This window comes from Chryseobacterium indologenes, assembly GCF_002025665.1.
GTDB lineage: Bacteria > Bacteroidota > Bacteroidia > Flavobacteriales > Weeksellaceae > Chryseobacterium > Chryseobacterium metallicongregator.
Genome location: NZ_CP018786.1, coordinates 2,442,024 through 2,458,382 on the forward strand (window position 1 = coordinate 2,442,024; position 16,359 = coordinate 2,458,382).

At 37.6% G+C, this 16,359-nt stretch carries 13 protein-coding genes; 11 read left to right on the top strand and 2 right to left on the bottom strand.

Annotation, left to right across the window (positions count from 1 at the left end; translation table 11 throughout):
- From BUE84_RS11080 to BUE84_RS11105, 6 genes are read left to right on the top strand one after another with little or no spacing between them, the layout of a single operon-like run.
- Nucleotides 1–1,812 (top strand): IucA/IucC family protein, encoded by a 1,812-nt coding sequence (locus BUE84_RS11080; RefSeq protein WP_079243918.1) that lies wholly within the window; start codon nucleotides 1–3, stop codon nucleotides 1,810–1,812.
- Nucleotides 1,809–3,212, top strand: a complete 1,404-nt coding sequence (locus BUE84_RS11085; RefSeq protein WP_079241681.1) for an MATE family efflux transporter — start codon at nucleotides 1,809–1,811, stop codon at nucleotides 3,210–3,212. The genes BUE84_RS11080 and BUE84_RS11085 overlap by 4 nt, the downstream gene beginning before the upstream one ends.
- Before the next feature lies 1 nt (nucleotide 3,213).
- Nucleotides 3,214–3,459: an acyl carrier protein gene (locus BUE84_RS11090; RefSeq protein ID WP_002979498.1), complete on the top strand. Its 246-nt coding sequence runs from the start codon at nucleotides 3,214–3,216 to the stop codon at nucleotides 3,457–3,459.
- Between the two features lie 4 nt (nucleotides 3,460–3,463).
- The gene (locus BUE84_RS11095) at nucleotides 3,464–4,852 is read left to right on the top strand and encodes an AMP-binding protein (protein ID WP_079241682.1); all 1,389 of its coding nucleotides are present in this window, start codon (nucleotides 3,464–3,466) and stop codon (nucleotides 4,850–4,852) included.
- A complete protein-coding gene (locus BUE84_RS11100; protein WP_079241683.1) occupies nucleotides 4,839–7,283 on the top strand; it encodes a TonB-dependent receptor in 2,445 nt (814 codons plus the stop codon). Before BUE84_RS11095 ends, BUE84_RS11100 begins: the two co-directional genes overlap by 14 nt.
- A gap of 2 nt (nucleotides 7,284–7,285) precedes the next feature.
- The gene (locus BUE84_RS11105; RefSeq protein ID WP_079241684.1) at nucleotides 7,286–8,473 is read left to right on the top strand and encodes a PepSY-associated TM helix domain-containing protein; all 1,188 of its coding nucleotides are present in this window, start codon (nucleotides 7,286–7,288) and stop codon (nucleotides 8,471–8,473) included.
- Between the two features lie 513 nt (nucleotides 8,474–8,986).
- Here BUE84_RS11105 and BUE84_RS11110 read toward each other — a convergent pair.
- Nucleotides 8,987–10,477, bottom strand: a complete 1,491-nt coding sequence (locus BUE84_RS11110; protein ID WP_079241685.1) for a PLP-dependent aminotransferase family protein — start codon at nucleotides 10,475–10,477, stop codon at nucleotides 8,987–8,989.
- Nucleotides 10,478–10,543: 66 nt separating this feature from the next.
- Between BUE84_RS11110 and BUE84_RS11115 the strand changes: the two genes are divergently transcribed.
- From BUE84_RS11115 to bioA, 5 genes are all read left to right on the top strand, one after another.
- Nucleotides 10,544–11,167 carry a hypothetical protein gene (locus tag BUE84_RS11115; RefSeq protein ID WP_079241686.1) on the top strand — a complete coding sequence of 208 codons (624 nt, stop codon included), beginning with the start codon at nucleotides 10,544–10,546 and terminating at the stop codon, nucleotides 11,165–11,167.
- Nucleotides 11,160–12,269, top strand: coding sequence for an aminotransferase class I/II-fold pyridoxal phosphate-dependent enzyme (locus BUE84_RS11120; RefSeq protein ID WP_079241687.1), 1,110 nt, complete (start codon nucleotides 11,160–11,162; stop codon nucleotides 12,267–12,269). Before BUE84_RS11115 ends, BUE84_RS11120 begins: the two co-directional genes overlap by 8 nt.
- Before the next feature lie 47 nt (nucleotides 12,270–12,316).
- Nucleotides 12,317–12,931, top strand: a complete 615-nt coding sequence (gene bioD, locus BUE84_RS11125; protein WP_079241688.1) for a dethiobiotin synthase — start codon at nucleotides 12,317–12,319, stop codon at nucleotides 12,929–12,931.
- Complete coding sequence (bioB, locus tag BUE84_RS11130; RefSeq protein WP_079241689.1) at nucleotides 12,931–13,914, top strand: biotin synthase BioB; 984 nt, start codon at nucleotides 12,931–12,933, stop codon at nucleotides 13,912–13,914. Before bioD ends, bioB begins: the two co-directional genes overlap by 1 nt.
- A 455-nt stretch (nucleotides 13,915–14,369) precedes the next feature.
- Nucleotides 14,370–15,662, top strand: coding sequence for an adenosylmethionine--8-amino-7-oxononanoate transaminase (gene bioA, locus BUE84_RS11135; protein WP_079241690.1), 1,293 nt, complete (start codon nucleotides 14,370–14,372; stop codon nucleotides 15,660–15,662).
- A gap of 101 nt (nucleotides 15,663–15,763) precedes the next feature.
- Here bioA and BUE84_RS11140 read toward each other — a convergent pair whose 3' ends face one another.
- Nucleotides 15,764–16,318 carry a hypothetical protein gene (locus tag BUE84_RS11140; protein WP_079241691.1) on the bottom strand — a complete coding sequence of 185 codons (555 nt, stop codon included), beginning with the start codon at nucleotides 16,316–16,318 and terminating at the stop codon, nucleotides 15,764–15,766.
- Between the last annotated feature and the right edge of the window lie 41 nt (nucleotides 16,319–16,359).

The following is a 16,359-nucleotide window of genomic DNA, read 5'->3' on the forward strand; positions in this document are numbered from 1 at the left end:
ATGAACACCAACTTAAAAAATACAATAAGCCAGGAAAACTGGAATCAGGCCAACAGAAACCTAATGGCCAAAACCATCGCAGAACTGATGCACGAAGAGCTTCTAAAACCTGTGGTAACCTTTGAAAATAAAAACGGATATACTGTTTTTACCCTTGAAACCGGAGTTGAAAATATTGTCTACAGCTTCCGCGGACAGGAAAGAATGATGGATTACTGGCATATTGATAAAGACAGCATTACAAAAACAGAAAACGGTGAAGAGCTGTCTTCAGTAGATGTAGCAGCTTTCTTTCTGGAAATGCAGACTGTTTTTGACTTAGATCCTTATACGATTGCAAGATACACGGAAGAATTATTGCATACTTTGTATTGTGATGCTTTAATTTTATCAAGAGGAGTGATGTCTTCAAAAGATCTTGCGGATGCAGATTATCAAACTGTAGAACACAATATGACCGGACATCCGTGGGTCATTGTGAACAAAAGCCGATTAGGTTTTTCTCCAAGAGATCTGAAAACATACGCTCCTGAAGCCGATGAAAATTTAAAAGTAATCTGGCTGGCCTCTCATAAAAGCAGATCATCATTCCAGTCTTTGGAACATATCAACAGAGATGAGTTTTACCGTGCAGAAATAGGAGAGGATTTATATAATGATTTTCAGCAACAGTTGTTAAACAAAAGAAAAGTTGTCGAAGATTATCACTTTATCCCAGTACATCCATGGCAGTGGGAGCATAAGCTTCAGATTCATTTTGCCGGAGATATTGCTTCAGGAATTTTAATCCAATTAGGTGAGGGTAGTGATACGTACAGTCCACAGCAGAGTATCCGTACTCTATTCAATGTAGATCATCCTAAAAAGAGATACCTGAAAACGGCTGTTTCTATTCTGAGTACAGGAAATATCAGAGGATTATCACCTAAGCAGATGAAAATTGCTCCGGCTATTACAGACTGGGTAAAAGGCTTGATTAAAGATGATGCTTACCTTGAAAACAAAGAGACTATTTTCTTAGGTGAAGAGGCTGCCATCACATATCTGCATCCACAATATGGAGCTATTGCGAGCGTACCTTATCAATATAATGAATTCCTTGGAGCATTATGGAGAGAAAGTGCTGAAAATTATCTGAAAGAAGATGAGCAAATGGTAACCATGGCTTCTTTACTATATGTAGATGAGAGCGGAGTTCCATTGGTTCAGGCATTTGCTGAAAAAGCAGGAGTGAGCATTAAAGAATGGATTGAAAGCTATCTTGATGCCTATCTTACGCCTTTGCTACATATCTATTACACGCATTCATTATGTGTAACGCCACACGGAGAAAACATTATGGTGGTTCTGAAGAACGGAGTTCCGAAGAGAATCGTAATCAAAGATTTTGTGGATGATATTGTACTTACTACAGAAGCCAGAGAAAAGCTTCCTGCACACCTTGCAGATGGTTTGATTCAGTCTTCCAATAAAGAAAATATCCCGTTGTTTATTTTGTTGGGAGTTTTTGATGCTTTCTTCAGATATCTGTCGAATGCGCTGCATACCTATTCCAACTTTAATGAAGAGACATTCTGGGAACTAGTTCACAACTGTGTAGAAAATTATAAAGCTGAGAATACCCACCTTCAGGAAAGATACGAAAAGTATGACCTGTACGTGCCGGCATTCAAAAGATTCTATATCAACAGTCTGCGTCTGAAAAATAACGGTTACAGCGAAAATAAAGCATTTGCCATTCCGAGAAAAGACGGAGCATTGCCTAACCCACTTTATCAGATTGCCAATAAAAATTCAGTAGCAGCAGTATGAAGAAATTCCTGCATATACTAAAAGAAGGAGCGGTTTTTACGTATGGAGCCATAGCCGGAAAAAAAGTTGAACTGACTTCCGGAAGTATCAACCGTTCCATCTTTAGTCTTGCCATTCCCATGGTAATGGAACTTGTCATGGAATCTGTTTTTGTGAGTGTCAATCTATTGATTATTGCAAAATTAGGAGACAAAGTTCTGGGCCTTGTGGGAATTACAGATAACTACATCAATTTTGCTTATGCCATTGCAGTAGGGTTAGGTATTGCTGCAGCTACTCTCACAGCCAGAAGAGCAGGTGAAAAAGATCAGGAAGGAATGGGCAGAACAGCTCAGTATATCATTCTTCTTGCTTTACTTTTTGCGGTGCTTATTGGGGGAGTTTCCAGCTATTTTGCCACAGAAATTGTGGATTTCCTGGGAGTTAATGCCGGTACGGTAACCGAAGGCGTTTCTTTCTCAAGGCTGGTCTTCCTAAGTATCGGGCTTGTGATTTTCCGTCTTTCTGTGAATGGACTCTTCAGAGGGGCTGGTGATGCCGATATTGCCATGAAATCACTTTGGATCTGTCATATTTCCAATATCATTTTCGCAGTAATCCTTGTTTTCGGATTAGGATTTATTCCTGCTTTTGGATTGATGGGATTGGCTTATGCTACAGTTTTGTCGAGGCTTTTAGGTGTTTTATACCAGGCTTTTGTATTTGCCACAGGAAAAACCAGTATAAGCATCAGAGTTCCTTTCCAGCTTGATATTCCATTGCTGCAGAAGATTCTGAAAATAGCTTTTGGAGGGCTGGTTCAGTATATCATCCCAACATCCAGCTGGCTGATTATGGTGAAGATTATCTCCACTTTCGGAACTACAGCGCTTGCAGGATATATTATTGCCCAGCGTATTGCTTCAGTAGCTACAATGCCCGCCTGGGGAATAGGAAATGCTGCCGGAGTTCTTACAGGACAGAATTTGGGTGCCGGAGAACCGGAACGTGCTGAAAAAACAGTCTGGAGAGCCGGAACAATCAATATGACTTATCTGGTAATTGTAGCCTTATTCTGGCAGATCGCAGCGGAATATGTGGTGAAATTTTTCACTACAGAACCGGAAGTTGCAAGATATGCGGTTCAATACATCCATGTGGTATCTATGGCTTATCTGCTGTTAGGATTTACCATGGTGATCAGCCGTGCTCTGAATGCGGCCGGAAACATATTACAGGTAACGTTGTTGTACCTCGTCATGTTTTATGTGATTCAGCTTCCTCTGGCTTATCTCTTGGGAGTAAGATTTCAGTGGGAACTGAGAGGAATATTTACCGCAATCGTTTCTTCGGAAATTGTTTTGGCTGTACTATTCCTAATGATTTTTAAAAATGGAAAATGGAAAACTATAAAAATTTAAAATGAACACTACAGAAGAATTTTATGAAATTATTGCCTCTGCCATTGCAATCAAGAAAGAATTGGTAGATGAAAAACTAACGTATCAGGAAATCCCGGAATGGGATTCTATGTCTCATCTTCTTATCGTAGAAGCACTTGAACAGTTTTATCAGATCAAATTTGATTTTAATGATATTCTGGAGATGGGAACCGTCGGAAAGATTCGCGAAAAAATGAAAAAATACGATGTATTCGTAGAAAACTAAGCATATGAAAATTTTAGAAAATGTAATTGCCAATAAGAACTTGGGGTTTACAGATGCTTCCACCGGTACAACAATACCGGTGGGAACACTGTACCGGTCTTTAGGCTTAAACCCCGTAGAAAAAGGGCTGCTCTTTTTATACAATGACAACCAGCTGTCAAGTATTGAAGTGCTGCTCAATTTTTATGGTACAGCGCACACCATTGCGGTACTGGGACAGAAACTGCATGAGGAATTTAAAGAACGTATTGAAGCGGAATACCGTCCTAAATACATCTTTGATCCGCAAAGAGAGGAAATTGCCGGATACAGTCTGAAAGTATTCTCAGACAACATCAGCATCTTCGCGAAGAATGATTATAAGAGTGAAATTACGATTCATCCTGATATCAAAATCCTTTTGAGTACTTCAGGGACAACAGGCGTTCCAAAGCTTGTTAAATTATCTGATGAAAGTCTTTATCAGAATGCATTGAGTATCCTTCAGTATATGCCGATTCAGGGAACGGATGTAGTTCCTTTAAACGTTCCTATCAACTTCGTATACGGGTTCTCTATTTTCACTACGAACTGTATGCGCGCAGGAAGAATTGTATGTACAGATAAAGACATTATGCAGAAAGCATTCTGGGACGAAATGGAGGAGTACGGCTACAGTACTTTAGGAGGAGTTCCTTTTCTTTATGAGAACCTGAACAGAATAGGATTCTTCAGAAAAGACTCTCCAAGTCTGAGGTATTTTACCCATACCGGAGGGGTGATCAACGCTGAACTGAGGAAAACTCTATTCTCTTATTGTCATGAATTTAAAAAAGAATTCTTTGCGCAGTACGGACAAACAGAAGCTGGAGGAAGAATGGCTTACCTTACGACGGAAGGACTCCTTGAAGAAGAAACCTCTATTGGAACTGTTGTAGAGAGAGGAAACTTCAAGATTGATCCTGACACAGATGAACTTCTTTTTTCACATGTCAGTATTTTTGGAGGTTATGCTAATAAACTGGAGGATCTTGCTACTTATGAGCAACCTTCCGTACTACATACCGGAGATACAGCAAGAAAAGGGGAGAACGGAATTTATTATATCACAGGAAGAATAAAGCGTATCATGAAGCTTTTCGGAATACGCCTTAATCTGGATGAGGTAGAATTTATCCTTAAAAATGAAATGCAGGGCAATACTTTCGTATGTCTGAATGCCAATGATAAAAAAATCGTGGTATTGTATGACAATCCGGAAATAGATCCTCAGATCATCACCGAAACCATTAAAAATAAACTGCGTATCAATCCCCAATATGTACGCACAGAACTTATAGAATCATTCCCATTATCACAAAACGGTAAAATAAACTATCCCCTGTTACAAAACTTACAGCATGAAAACATCTAAAACCCTTATATTACTTCTTGGTCTTGCTTTATCTTCAAACTCGCTTTCTGCACAACAGGGCGACAGAATTCATGGCAAAATCATGCTGTCTGAAAAAGCACCAGTAAAAAATGCTATTTTAAGACTTGTCAACACGTCTTATCAGGCAAAAACCAATAATTTAGGAGAATATTACTTTGAAAATGTACCACCTGGAGAATATACGCTTCAGGTGGTTTTAAATGATATCGAACTGATGAGGGAACCCATCCACATTCAGAAAGATGTCTATGAAATCCCTGCGATCTATGCCCCTTTACACAATAATGTGATTGAGGGAATTACAGTATACGCAGTGAGCAGAAATAAATTTTTGGATAAAGACAGTACTTCAGTGGCTAAAATGCCTTTGAAAGTTCTTGAAAATCCACAGGCTTACACAAGCATCAACCAGCAGATCATGAAAGAACAGCTTACTTACGATATTTCGGAAGTATTGAAAAACGTTCCGGGTATGGTAAAAATGCAGGGAAGTCCGGGAAGAGGTTCAGGAGACGGAAGTTTCTACTACAGCCTTAGAGGATTTCCTACCAAAGTATCTATGGTAGACGGCGTTCCTGCAACTACGAACGGAGAGATAGATCCTGCCGATCTTGAGCGTCTTGAAGTGATCAAAGGACCTTCAGGAACATTGTATGGTGGGGCTGTAACTTCTTTTGGAGGTTTGATTAATGCGGTCACCAAAAAACCGAAAGATTATTTCGGGGGAGAAGCTTCTTATCTGATGGGAAGCTATAACCTGAACCGTGTAACCGCTGATGTTTATGGTCCGATTACAGAATCCAGAAATATGTTATTCCGTTTGAATGCCGCTTATCAGTATCAGAACGGATTTAGAGATTCTGAATTCAGAAAGTCATTCTTTGTAGCACCTACAGTAAGTTATCAGGTTAATGAAAGATTGAAATTTAACTTAGGAGCTCAGATTTATAATTATGAAGGAACAAACACTCCAATTATTTTTCTGGCCAGAACAAGACCCTATGTTGCTCATACACCAGATGAACTTGGATTCGACTGGAAAAGGTCTTACTCCAACAATGATATGACCTTAAAAGCTCCGTCTATCAATGTAAAAGCAGAGGCCAATTACAAAATATCGGATAAATGGACTTCGCAAACGTTGCTTTCAAGAAACTTCAGAAAAACGGAAGGATTATATCAATATCAGTTTATCAGAGGAACAACCAGCGATGCTCTGCTGGAACGTAACGTACAGTGGCAGAACTCGGAAGCTTCTTCTACAAGTGTTCAGCAGAACTTCAACGGAGAATTTAATATCGGAAAAATTAAAAATAAAGTGTTAATCGGATTAGATTATTTAAATCAATCTATCAACAATAATCATTCTCCGATTGTAGTGTATGATTACATTGATGGGACAAATCCTACAGGACCAGTAGTACTGCCGGTAACAGGGGTATATGGTAATATTTCCAAAGATTTGGCATTAAAAAAGATTCAAGCTTCTCCAGCATCTTTGGTGCGAAATACTTCTTCATCAAACCTTTATGGAGCCTATATATCTAATGTAACTTATATTACAGACCGTTTGATTACCCTTTTAAGCTTACGTATGGATCATTACGAAAGTAAAGGACAGCTTAATATGAGTGATAACAAACGTGTTGGTGATTTTAAGCAGACTGCATGGTCTCCAAAAGTGGGAATCGTATACCAGATTCTTAAAGACCAGTTATCTGCTTATGGAAACTATATGAATGGCTTTAGCTATATAGCACCTGTTACACAGCAGTTGCCAGATTATAGCGGAGAAATGAAACCTCAGATGGCCAATCAGTGGGAAGTAGGATTAAAAGGAAATCTTTGGAGAAATAAAATTAATTTCACCGTTGGATACTACGATATTCTTGTAGATAACATCCAGAGAGGAAGTGGCGTAATCCGTGACGGAAAAGAATACAATATTGTTGTTCAGGATGGAACACAGAGAAGTAAAGGGATTGAAATTGAAACCATTATGAACCCTGTTCAGGGATTAAACATTATGGCCGGATATTCCTATAACCACAGCAGATTTGAAAAAGCAGATGCAGATGTAGAAGGACGTCGTCCGGAATCTGCAGGTCCTGCGAATGTATTTAATTCCTGGATCAGTTATATCCTTCCGATCAAAGGACTTCAGGGACTTGGAGTAGGTTTTGGGGTAAACCGTGTAGGAAAACAGATTACCGGAAATAAAGTGAGAACCGGACAGTTTATATTTCCTGCCTACACCTTAATCAATGCTTCTATTTCCCTTGAAAAAGAAAGATACAGATTAGGATTTAAAATGAATAACCTGGGCAATGTACAATATTTTGCAGGACAGGGAGTGGTAGTAGCTCAAATGCCTCGTAATTTTGTTGCTGAGGTTAGCTTTAAATTTTAAGAATGAAGCTGAAGTTTAGAAAAATTGCATATCAGTTACATCTATGGCTCGGACTAACGTCCGGGCTTATAGTTGTTATCATGGCCGCTACAGGTTGTATTCTGGCTTTCGAAGAAGAATTAAAACATATTGTTCATCCCAACAGATATTATGTTGAAAACATTGGAAGAAAAAAACTTTCATTATCAGAACTTACGGAAAAAGCAGAAAAAGCACTTCCTGAAGGTTTGAAAGTCAAAAGAGTGGTAATGCCTTCCGATCCCTCACGAACCTATGTCTTCCGCACACTGAAAATGGATGAGGAAGCATGGACGTATTGGGGAACTTATCTTTATTATTACCGGATTTATGTAGATCCTTACACGGGAAAAGTACAGGAAGTAGAAGATGCCAAAAAAGATTTCTTTGAAATTGTGCTGGATCTTCACAGAAGACTTCTGCTGGGAGAAAAAATCGGAAAAACAATTACCGGTTATTCCACATTGATTTTTGCTATTATCCTTTTATCGGGGCTTGTGATATGGTATCCCCGAAAAATGAGTAAAGCCATGCTGAAAGGAATGTTCTTCATTAAAACGTCCGCCAATTGGAAGAGAATCAATTATGATGTTCATAATGTGTTGGGGTTCTACGCTGTGATTCCTTTACTCTTAATCTCTTATTCCGCATTGATATGGAGCTTCGAAGATGTAGATAAATGGGTAAAGAACACACTGAACGGAAATATTCCAACAGAAAAAAAAGCCAAAAGTACAATTCCTTCCGAAGAATTTTCAAACCGGAATAACATCCTGGATTTGATTGGAAACACTATGGAAAAAGGATTGAAAGATAAAAAATCAGCACTTATCAATTTTCCAAGATCGGAAGAGGGAACATATTATGCTGAACTGACCTATGACGGTAGACAGTATAGAAACGAACATTTTAATTTGGATCAATATTCAGGAGATATTTTAAAATCTCAATCTTATAAAAACAAAAATATCGGATATGGAACCGCATTGAGAGAAAGAAATTATGATCTTCACACCGGAAGCATCTTTGGAATGACCACCAGAATTATTTATTTTCTGGCAGCCATTATTGCTCTGTCACTCCCGATTACCGGTTTTATTATCTATTTGAATAAGAAAAAGAAGAAACCAAAACATAAGAAAAACAAAGTAGTTTTTCCTTCTCATCATTAATAAAAAGCCTCTGGAAAGAGGCTTTTATTTTTTTTTAAAACCACAAAAGTCACAAAAGATTTTACTTTAAAAATTTTAACTGTTTAAATAAGCTTAAAATGATACTGCAAAAAAGTTCACTAAGATGAAAATCAAAGATTTTCTAAAAACTCATGTGTACTTATTAAGCGTAAATCAGACTCTTAAAACTTAAATATTCAAAACTTTTGTGTCTTTTGTGGTTAAAATCAATCAATCTAAAAGTTAGATAACTTCTTATTTTTAAATATCCAGTATCAATTTTATTGCAGATAAAATCCTTGCGCCTTCAAAACAAGTTATTTTTGATTTCAATTGCGCCTTTGCGTTCAAAACTAAAATATTCTTTTGATAAAGTATTTTTTGGTGATCGCAAAGGCACAAAGTTTTTTAATCTTATAACTTTTTAAGGCGCAAGAAAATCAAAGATTTTCAGCAAGTGATACCTCATAATTTTCCTGCAGATCCATAAAACGGTACAATTATCTATTTTAATCAACCAATCAATCCCTTCACATTTTTAGTAAAAACCTCAATCCCTTTGTTCATCTCTTCAAAATTAAGATCACCAAATCCCAAACGCATGGCGGTAAGACCTTTATTCTGATATAACAATGTTTTGGGAATGAAAAGGTTATCCTTAGCACAGCTTCGGCTTAGTTGCATCAGATTCAGTGGAATATTCCATTCCAGCCATATAGCGAGCCCTCCGGAAGGTTTTTGAAAAGTAATCAAATCACCCAGGTTTTCTTCCAGTAGCAAAACAAAATGATCACGTCTTTCCTGATAAACCTTTAAAGATTTTTTCAGATAGCGGTTGATTTCCCCTTCTGCAATCATTTCTCCAAGAGCTCTTTCCATAAGAATATCGCCCTGGCGGTCAATAATTCCAAGATATTTACGCATCTCGGTCATCAGATTTTCCGGAGCAACAATAAATCCTGTCCTGAATCCCGGAGCCAAAGATTTCCCGAATGAACCAATATAAATTACCATTCCGTTGGTATCGGCACTGGCTAAAGGAAGAATGGGGCTTTTATCATAATGAAATTCGTAATCGTAATCATCTTCGAGAATAATAAATCCATATTCATTGGCCAGTTCCAGCAGTTCAAATCTTCTCTGGGCACTTAACGCAACCGTAGTAGGATAGTGGTGGTGCGGAGTAAGATAAAGCATCCGTATTTTCTGCTTTTTACAGGCTTCACGAACGCTTTCCACAATAATTCCTTCTTCATCTATGGGAATAGAAACAATGTCAACCCCAGCTTTCATAAAGATCATATTGACGGAGAAATAGCTCAAAGCTCCCACCAATACAGTGTCACCGGCAGAGAGAAGAATTTCTGAAACAATATAAATACTCATTTCCGTGCTTCGGGTGATGAGCAGGTTGTTCTTAGAAATAGGAAGTCCACGGGAAAGATTCAGATATTGGGATAAATGTTCTTTAAAAAATTCACTTCCATCATGATTATAATGTCCCAAAGCTTTCTGATTAGATTTGCGTTTCAGAATAGAACTGTAAAATCGGGAATGCTGTCCGATCTGAGTCAAACGGATATCCGGTACACCATCATTAAAGACATACTCACAGTCCGAATGTTCAAAAGGATTATCGAGAATATTGGATGTTTTGAATGAAAAACCAGTAGAAGCAGGGTAGTTTTGAAGGTTATTTTGTTCAAAATCGTTCAATTTAACAGGTTTTTCCTGATCTTTTCCAATGACAAAAGTTCCTTTGTTTGGAAAACTCTCTGTCCAGCCTTGTGCAGAGAGTTCATCATATACCGCAACTGCTGTATTTCTATGGATTTCCAGCATTTCACTAAACGTTCTTGTTCCAGGCAGCTTCGTTCCAAAAGGCAAAAAACCTCTCTGAATGGCATTGATCAGCTGATTGGCAATCTGTAGATAGATAGAAGTCTCTGATTTTCTATCAATTTTTATAAAACTTTCATAAGGAATCTTAACCGGACTATCCATAATATCAAAACTGGCACAATATAACCATCCGGCAATATACTACTTTTGACATCAAAATAAAAATCTATGGAATTTCATCATCTGTTAAAAAAAATTGTACAGGAAGGAAGTACCCACGCCAAATGGCTGAACACTCTTTCATTCATGGAAAATGCCGGTGCAAGAAAAATATCAAAATGTGAACATCCAACCCTGGTTTCTCAGATCCAGCTGAAACACGCTGCTGAAGAGCATCGCCATGCTTATTATTTAAAAAAACAAATAGGGAAAATAAATCCTGAACTCTGCAAAACTTACGAAAGCTCAGAACTTCTGGCCCCTATTGCAACAAGCCAATATCTTCACTCATTGGATATTAAAGCCTGTCGATATCTTCAGAAAGCATTCAATCTTGATAAAACAGATATTAAATATGCCGCTTATCTTTTTGTAACCTACGCTATTGAAGTTCGTGCTGATGAACTTTATCCTGTGTATCAACAAGCACTTACTGAAGCTTCTTCTAAAATTATGGTAAAATCAATTATTATTGAAGAAGAAGGACATCTGGAAGAAATGATCAACCAGCTTAATGAGTTTTCGCCAGATTGGAAACATCACGCGGATCATATTCTGACGATAGAAAAAGAACTGCATGAAGAGTGGATCAATGCCATTACCCAGGAAGTTGCTCAGTTGAATTATGCTTAGCAATACCTCTCGTTTTCAGGAATCTCTTGACAAAAGAACAGAAGAGGGAATATTAAGGCGTTTGCTTCTTCAATCCGATGGAATAGATTTTTATTCCAATGATTATCTGGGATTGGCAAAAAGTAAAGAGCTTCAACAATTACTGCTGCAAAACATTACAGATAACCCTCAGCTGCTTTCCGGAAGTACAGGTTCAAGATTGATTAGCGGAAACAGTGATATGGCAGTTTCTGTGGAAAAGAATATCGCTCAAAAACATCAGTTTGAGTCTGCATTGCTTTTTCCATCCGGATATAATGCGAATCTGGCTTTGTTTTCTACACTTCCAAACCGTCATGATACTGTGATTGTAGACGAACAGATTCATCGGTCGGTGCATGATGCCTGCAGATTATCAAATGCAAAAAAACTGAAATTCAAACACAATGATATTGAAGGTCTTGAGAATGTTTTAAAAAGACAGAAAGGTCATTCTTATATCGCCATAGAAAGTTTGTACTCAATGGAAGGAGATTTTGCCCCTATTCAGGAAATTGCTGAGCTTGCCCATCAATACAAAGCCTCTCTGATTGTTGACGAAGCCCACGCATTTGGAGTTTTCGGATATGGATTGATTGAAAAGTATCAGTTACAACATCAGGTTTCAGCGGCAGTTGTGACCTACGGAAAAGCTCTCGGAGCACATGGAGCTGCAATTCTCTGTAATGAAACGGTGAAATCTTACCTGATCAATTTTGCAAGTCCGTTCATTTATACAACATCCGCACAGGATTTTCAGTGGATGAGTATTAAGACAGGATATGAATTTTTAGATCAAAATCATGACCTGGCGATAAAACTTCAGGACAATATTAAAATTTTCCGAAGTCAAAATCTACAGTCTCCATCAATGGAAATAAGCCCCATTCAGGCTATCGTAATTCCGGATAATCAAAAACTAAAACAATTACAGGATACTTTATCTGAAGAAGGTTTTTTAACCTATGCCATATACAGTCCTACGGTAAAAGAAGGAAGTGAACGACTGCGGATTTGCCTTCACAGCTTTAATACAGAAGAAGAAATTATGAAACTGACGGGAATTATTAAAGAATTTATTTAAAGCAAAAAGATTCAAAACCCGGAACACGAACCACGAATCCCGAAAACATGAAATTATTTATAACAGGAATAGGAACCGAAATAGGAAAAACAGTCTGCTCAGCCGTTTTGGTTCAGCATTTTAAAACAGAATACTGGAAACCCATACAGTCCGGAGATCTTCACTACACAGACAGTCATAAAATTGAGGAATGGACTGATACGAAGGTATGCCATCCGGAAACCTATCGTTTACAGCTGGCTGCATCACCACACCAGTCCGCAAGAGAAGAAAATATTGCCATCAATCTGAATGATTTTCAACTCCCTGAAACAGAAAATCCACTGATTGTAGAAGGAGCAGGAGGCTTAATGGTTCCGATTTCAGACACTACTTTCATGATTGATCTCATTGAGGAATTAAGTCTTCCTGTAGCATTAGTAATCAGAAATTATTTAGGCTGCATTAATCATAGCCTGCTCTCAATCCTGGCTTTACAACAGAGGGGAATTCAGTTAGAATATTTAATTCTTAACGGAGATTTTCCGGAAGATACAGAAAGGGTAATCTGCAGTTTTATCGAAAAAGAAACAAAAATTATAAAGATTCCCGAAATCAACAGTACGGATAAAGAATCTATACAACATGCTGCAAAGCAATTAACAATAACAAAAATAGGATAATGGATACAAAAACAACATTGAGAAACAACTGGACGAAAGAAGAAATTGAGGAAATTTATCACCTTCCCCTGATGGAGCTGATCTATAAAGCAGCCTCCGTACATCGCGAATGGCATGATCCTTCTGAAGTACAGATCTCCACATTATTATCCATCAAAACAGGCGGATGCCCTGAAGACTGTTCATATTGTGGACAGGCAGCCCGTTATCATACGGATATCAAAGTACAGGCTTTATTACCTACAGAAACTGTAATTGCCCATGCACAAAAAGCAAAAGATTCAGGATCTTCAAGGTTCTGTATGGCAGCAGCATGGCGTGAAGTTCGTAATAACCGTGATTTTGACAGAGTGATTGATATGGTGAAAGGAGTAAATGACCTTGGTCTGGAAGTTTGCTGTACACTGGGAATGCTTACCGAAGAGCAGGCTTTAAGATTGCAGGAAGCCGGATTATATGCCTATAATCACAATCTTGATACCTCAGAACAATATTATGAAGAGATCATTTCTACCAGAACGTTTGACAATAGAATCAATACGATCAACAACGTAAGAAAAGCAGGAATTACAGTATGTTCCGGAGGAATTATCGGACTTGGAGAGACCCACAGAGACAGAATTTCAATGCTTCTGACCTTGGCAACAATGCCAAAACATCCCGAATCTGTTCCTATCAATGCTTTAGCAAGAGTAGCAGGAACTCCGTTAGAAGACAATGAAAAAGTTGATACCTGGGAAATGGTAAGAATGATCGCTACTGCAAGAATCGTAATGCCTTCTTCTATGGTAAGATTAAGTGCAGGACGTATAGAAATGACTGAAACAGAGCAGGCATGGTGCTTTATGGCAGGAGCTAATTCCATTTTTACAGGAGAAAGAGAAACGCTATTGGTAACGCCTAATCCGGGAGTTTCTGAAGATATGCAGATGCTTCAGACTTTAGGACTGAAACCTATGATGAAAAAAGAAACATGCTGCTAGGTAATTATAAATTATGAATGATAAATTATGAGTGATGAGCTGGATTATTGGTATTATAGCGCTTATTATAAAATTGGTTTTGAATTTTTATAAACTGCTTTAAACGGATATGAGTTGGAAAACGCAAAGACGCGAAGATTTTTAAGGTAAATAATATTTTAAGGCGCAAGAATTTTATCTCCAATAAAATTGGATATTGCAAATTTTAGTCTCTCGCAGATTATACAAAGTAAGCAGATGAAATTTAGAAAATCTACTAAATTCCCTAAATCTGCAAGGAAATTTATAACACTTCACTTGCTGAAAATCTTTGATTTTCTTGCGCCTTAAAATACTCGCAATCTTTGACAAAAACTTTGCGCCTTTGCGATTACTTCAACATTTACGACAACATATTCAACTAAATTATTGTTAAATCCAACTCCATCACTTATTTCTACTTTTTACATCAAAATATGAATACAATAATAAAAGAAATCAGCCTGCAGGAGAGAGATAAAGCGGTCAACTGGCATCCGTACACGCAGATGAAAACAGCTGATGATGCCATTCCTATTGTAAAAGGAAAAGGAATTTACCTGTATGATACCGAAGGAAAAAAATATCTGGATGTTGTTTCATCATGGTGGGTAACACTACACGGACATTCACATCCTTATATTGCACAACGTGTTTTTGAACAGTTGAATACACTGGAGCAGGTAATTTTCGCAGGATTTACTCATGAACCTGCTGTACAGCTTTCAGAAAATTTGCTGAAACTTCTTCCGGCTGGTCAGGAAAAGGTCTTTTATTCGGATAATGGTTCTACCTCAGTAGAAGTTGCTTTGAAAATGTGTATTCAATATGCATATAATCAAGAGAAAAAGAAGACAAAGATTTTAGCTTTTAAAAATGCGTATCACGGAGATACTTTCGGGGCGATGTCTGTAAGTGGAAAGAGTTTCTGGACAAGGCCTTTTGAAAGCATGTTGTTTGAAGTTGTTTTTATAGATACACCCAATGCAGAAAACTTGGAAAGCCTGCAGAAACAGATTAAAGAACTTGCTGATGAAGTAGCCTGCTTTATCTATGAGCCATTAGTTCAGGGGGCTGCCGGAATGTTGATGTATAAAGCTGAAGACCTTAGCCAGCTGATGAAATTCTGCAGAGAAGAAGGGGTTCTTATGATTCAGGATGAAGTTTTTACAGGGTTTGGAAGAACAGGTAAACTTTTCGCAGCAGATTATCTTACGGAAAAGCCGGATATTATGTGTTTTTCAAAAGGATTGACAGGAGGAACCATGCCAATGGGAATTACGACCTGCTCCAATGAAATTTATGAGGCTTTCCTTTCTGAAGACCGTTATAAAACATTATTTCACGGGCATTCGTTTACAGCTAATCCTTTAGCCTGTACAGCGGCTCTTGCCAGTATGGAATTATTACTTACAAACGAAACTCAAATGAATATCAACCGCATCACTCATCAACATTCAGAGTTTGTAAAAGTACTTGCATTGCATCCTCATGTAGAAAAGATTAGGCAGATCGGAACTATTTTAGCTTTCGATTTTAAAACCGGGAATGACACTTCTTATTTCAATGAAATAGGAAAGACGCTTTACAATGAATTCTTACAGAGAGGGATTATCATGAGGCCGTTGGGAAATGTAATCTATCTGGTTCCTCCTTATTGTATTACATCAGAAGAATTAGATTTTGTCTATCAGAATATTACAGAGGTTCTGGATCAGTTTAGAGAATAAACGATCTGTTCCGGTAATAATTATTTTTAATTTTTTTAATATACCTTATAGGTTTCCAAGACCTATAAGGTTTTTATGTTGAATGCCAGTGCCTGTATTTTTTAAATCTCCTGTTCTGCTTTCTTTAAAATAGTAATCAATTCTTTTAATTCATCTTTATTGAATTCCAGTAAATTATGATTAAAATGATTGCCTGGAATTTTTATATAATTCACCCACGAAGAAAGCTTTTCACGATAAACACTTCCAAATTCAATATTACTCATCGTTACAAACTTATATTTGGTTTCCTGGCCAGCCTTTTCGTTTTCTTTCTGTTCCACAATCTGAAGAGACTGGATCAGTTTTCCCAGTTCATTTTTATCAACGGTAAGTGTTTTTTTTGATATTTCATCAAACGTTTCGTATTCGTACATGATTCCCAGAAGAGTATCTGAAGAATTGTCGGAAACATCTTTCGTTACAATTTTTTGAATATTCAGGTTTTTGAACTTGCCCAGATTGGTAATTTTCTTTTCAATTAATGTCCCTTTTCTAGAATTGACAGTAAGTCCGCGGGATGTGGTGTTAGATCTTTGAATCGTTGGCGGTGGAGCTATCTGTGCAGTTACCCATGCGCCTATTGCACAGGAAATCAAAATAATAATTCTTTTCATCTGTAAAAATTGTTATTAGTTTTTATATCATTTAAATTACA

What these genes read in the sequence shown, in the direction of transcription:
- BUE84_RS11085 (WP_079241681.1), top strand. Translation starts at nt 1,809, where the DNA reads ATGAAGAAATTCCTGCATATACTAAAAGAAGGAGCGGTTTTTACGTAT.
- BUE84_RS11120 (WP_079241687.1), top strand. Translation starts at nt 11,160, where the DNA reads ATGCTTAGCAATACCTCTCGTTTTCAGGAATCTCTTGACAAAAGAACA.
- BUE84_RS11110 (WP_079241685.1), bottom strand. Translation starts at nt 10,477, where the DNA reads ATGGATAGTCCGGTTAAGATTCCTTATGAAAGTTTTATAAAAATTGAT.
- BUE84_RS11115 (WP_079241686.1), top strand. Translation starts at nt 10,544, where the DNA reads ATGGAATTTCATCATCTGTTAAAAAAAATTGTACAGGAAGGAAGTACC.
- bioB (WP_079241689.1), top strand. Translation starts at nt 12,931, where the DNA reads ATGGATACAAAAACAACATTGAGAAACAACTGGACGAAAGAAGAAATT.
- BUE84_RS11090 (WP_002979498.1), top strand. Translation starts at nt 3,214, where the DNA reads ATGAACACTACAGAAGAATTTTATGAAATTATTGCCTCTGCCATTGCA.
- bioD (WP_079241688.1), top strand. Translation starts at nt 12,317, where the DNA reads ATGAAATTATTTATAACAGGAATAGGAACCGAAATAGGAAAAACAGTC.
- BUE84_RS11095 (WP_079241682.1), top strand. Translation starts at nt 3,464, where the DNA reads ATGAAAATTTTAGAAAATGTAATTGCCAATAAGAACTTGGGGTTTACA.
- BUE84_RS11140 (WP_079241691.1), bottom strand. Translation starts at nt 16,318, where the DNA reads ATGAAAAGAATTATTATTTTGATTTCCTGTGCAATAGGCGCATGGGTA.
- BUE84_RS11100 (WP_079241683.1), top strand. Translation starts at nt 4,839, where the DNA reads ATGAAAACATCTAAAACCCTTATATTACTTCTTGGTCTTGCTTTATCT.
- bioA (WP_079241690.1), top strand. Translation starts at nt 14,370, where the DNA reads ATGAATACAATAATAAAAGAAATCAGCCTGCAGGAGAGAGATAAAGCG.
- BUE84_RS11105 (WP_079241684.1), top strand. Translation starts at nt 7,286, where the DNA reads ATGAAGCTGAAGTTTAGAAAAATTGCATATCAGTTACATCTATGGCTC.
- BUE84_RS11080 (WP_079243918.1), top strand. Translation starts at nt 1, where the DNA reads ATGAACACCAACTTAAAAAATACAATAAGCCAGGAAAACTGGAATCAG.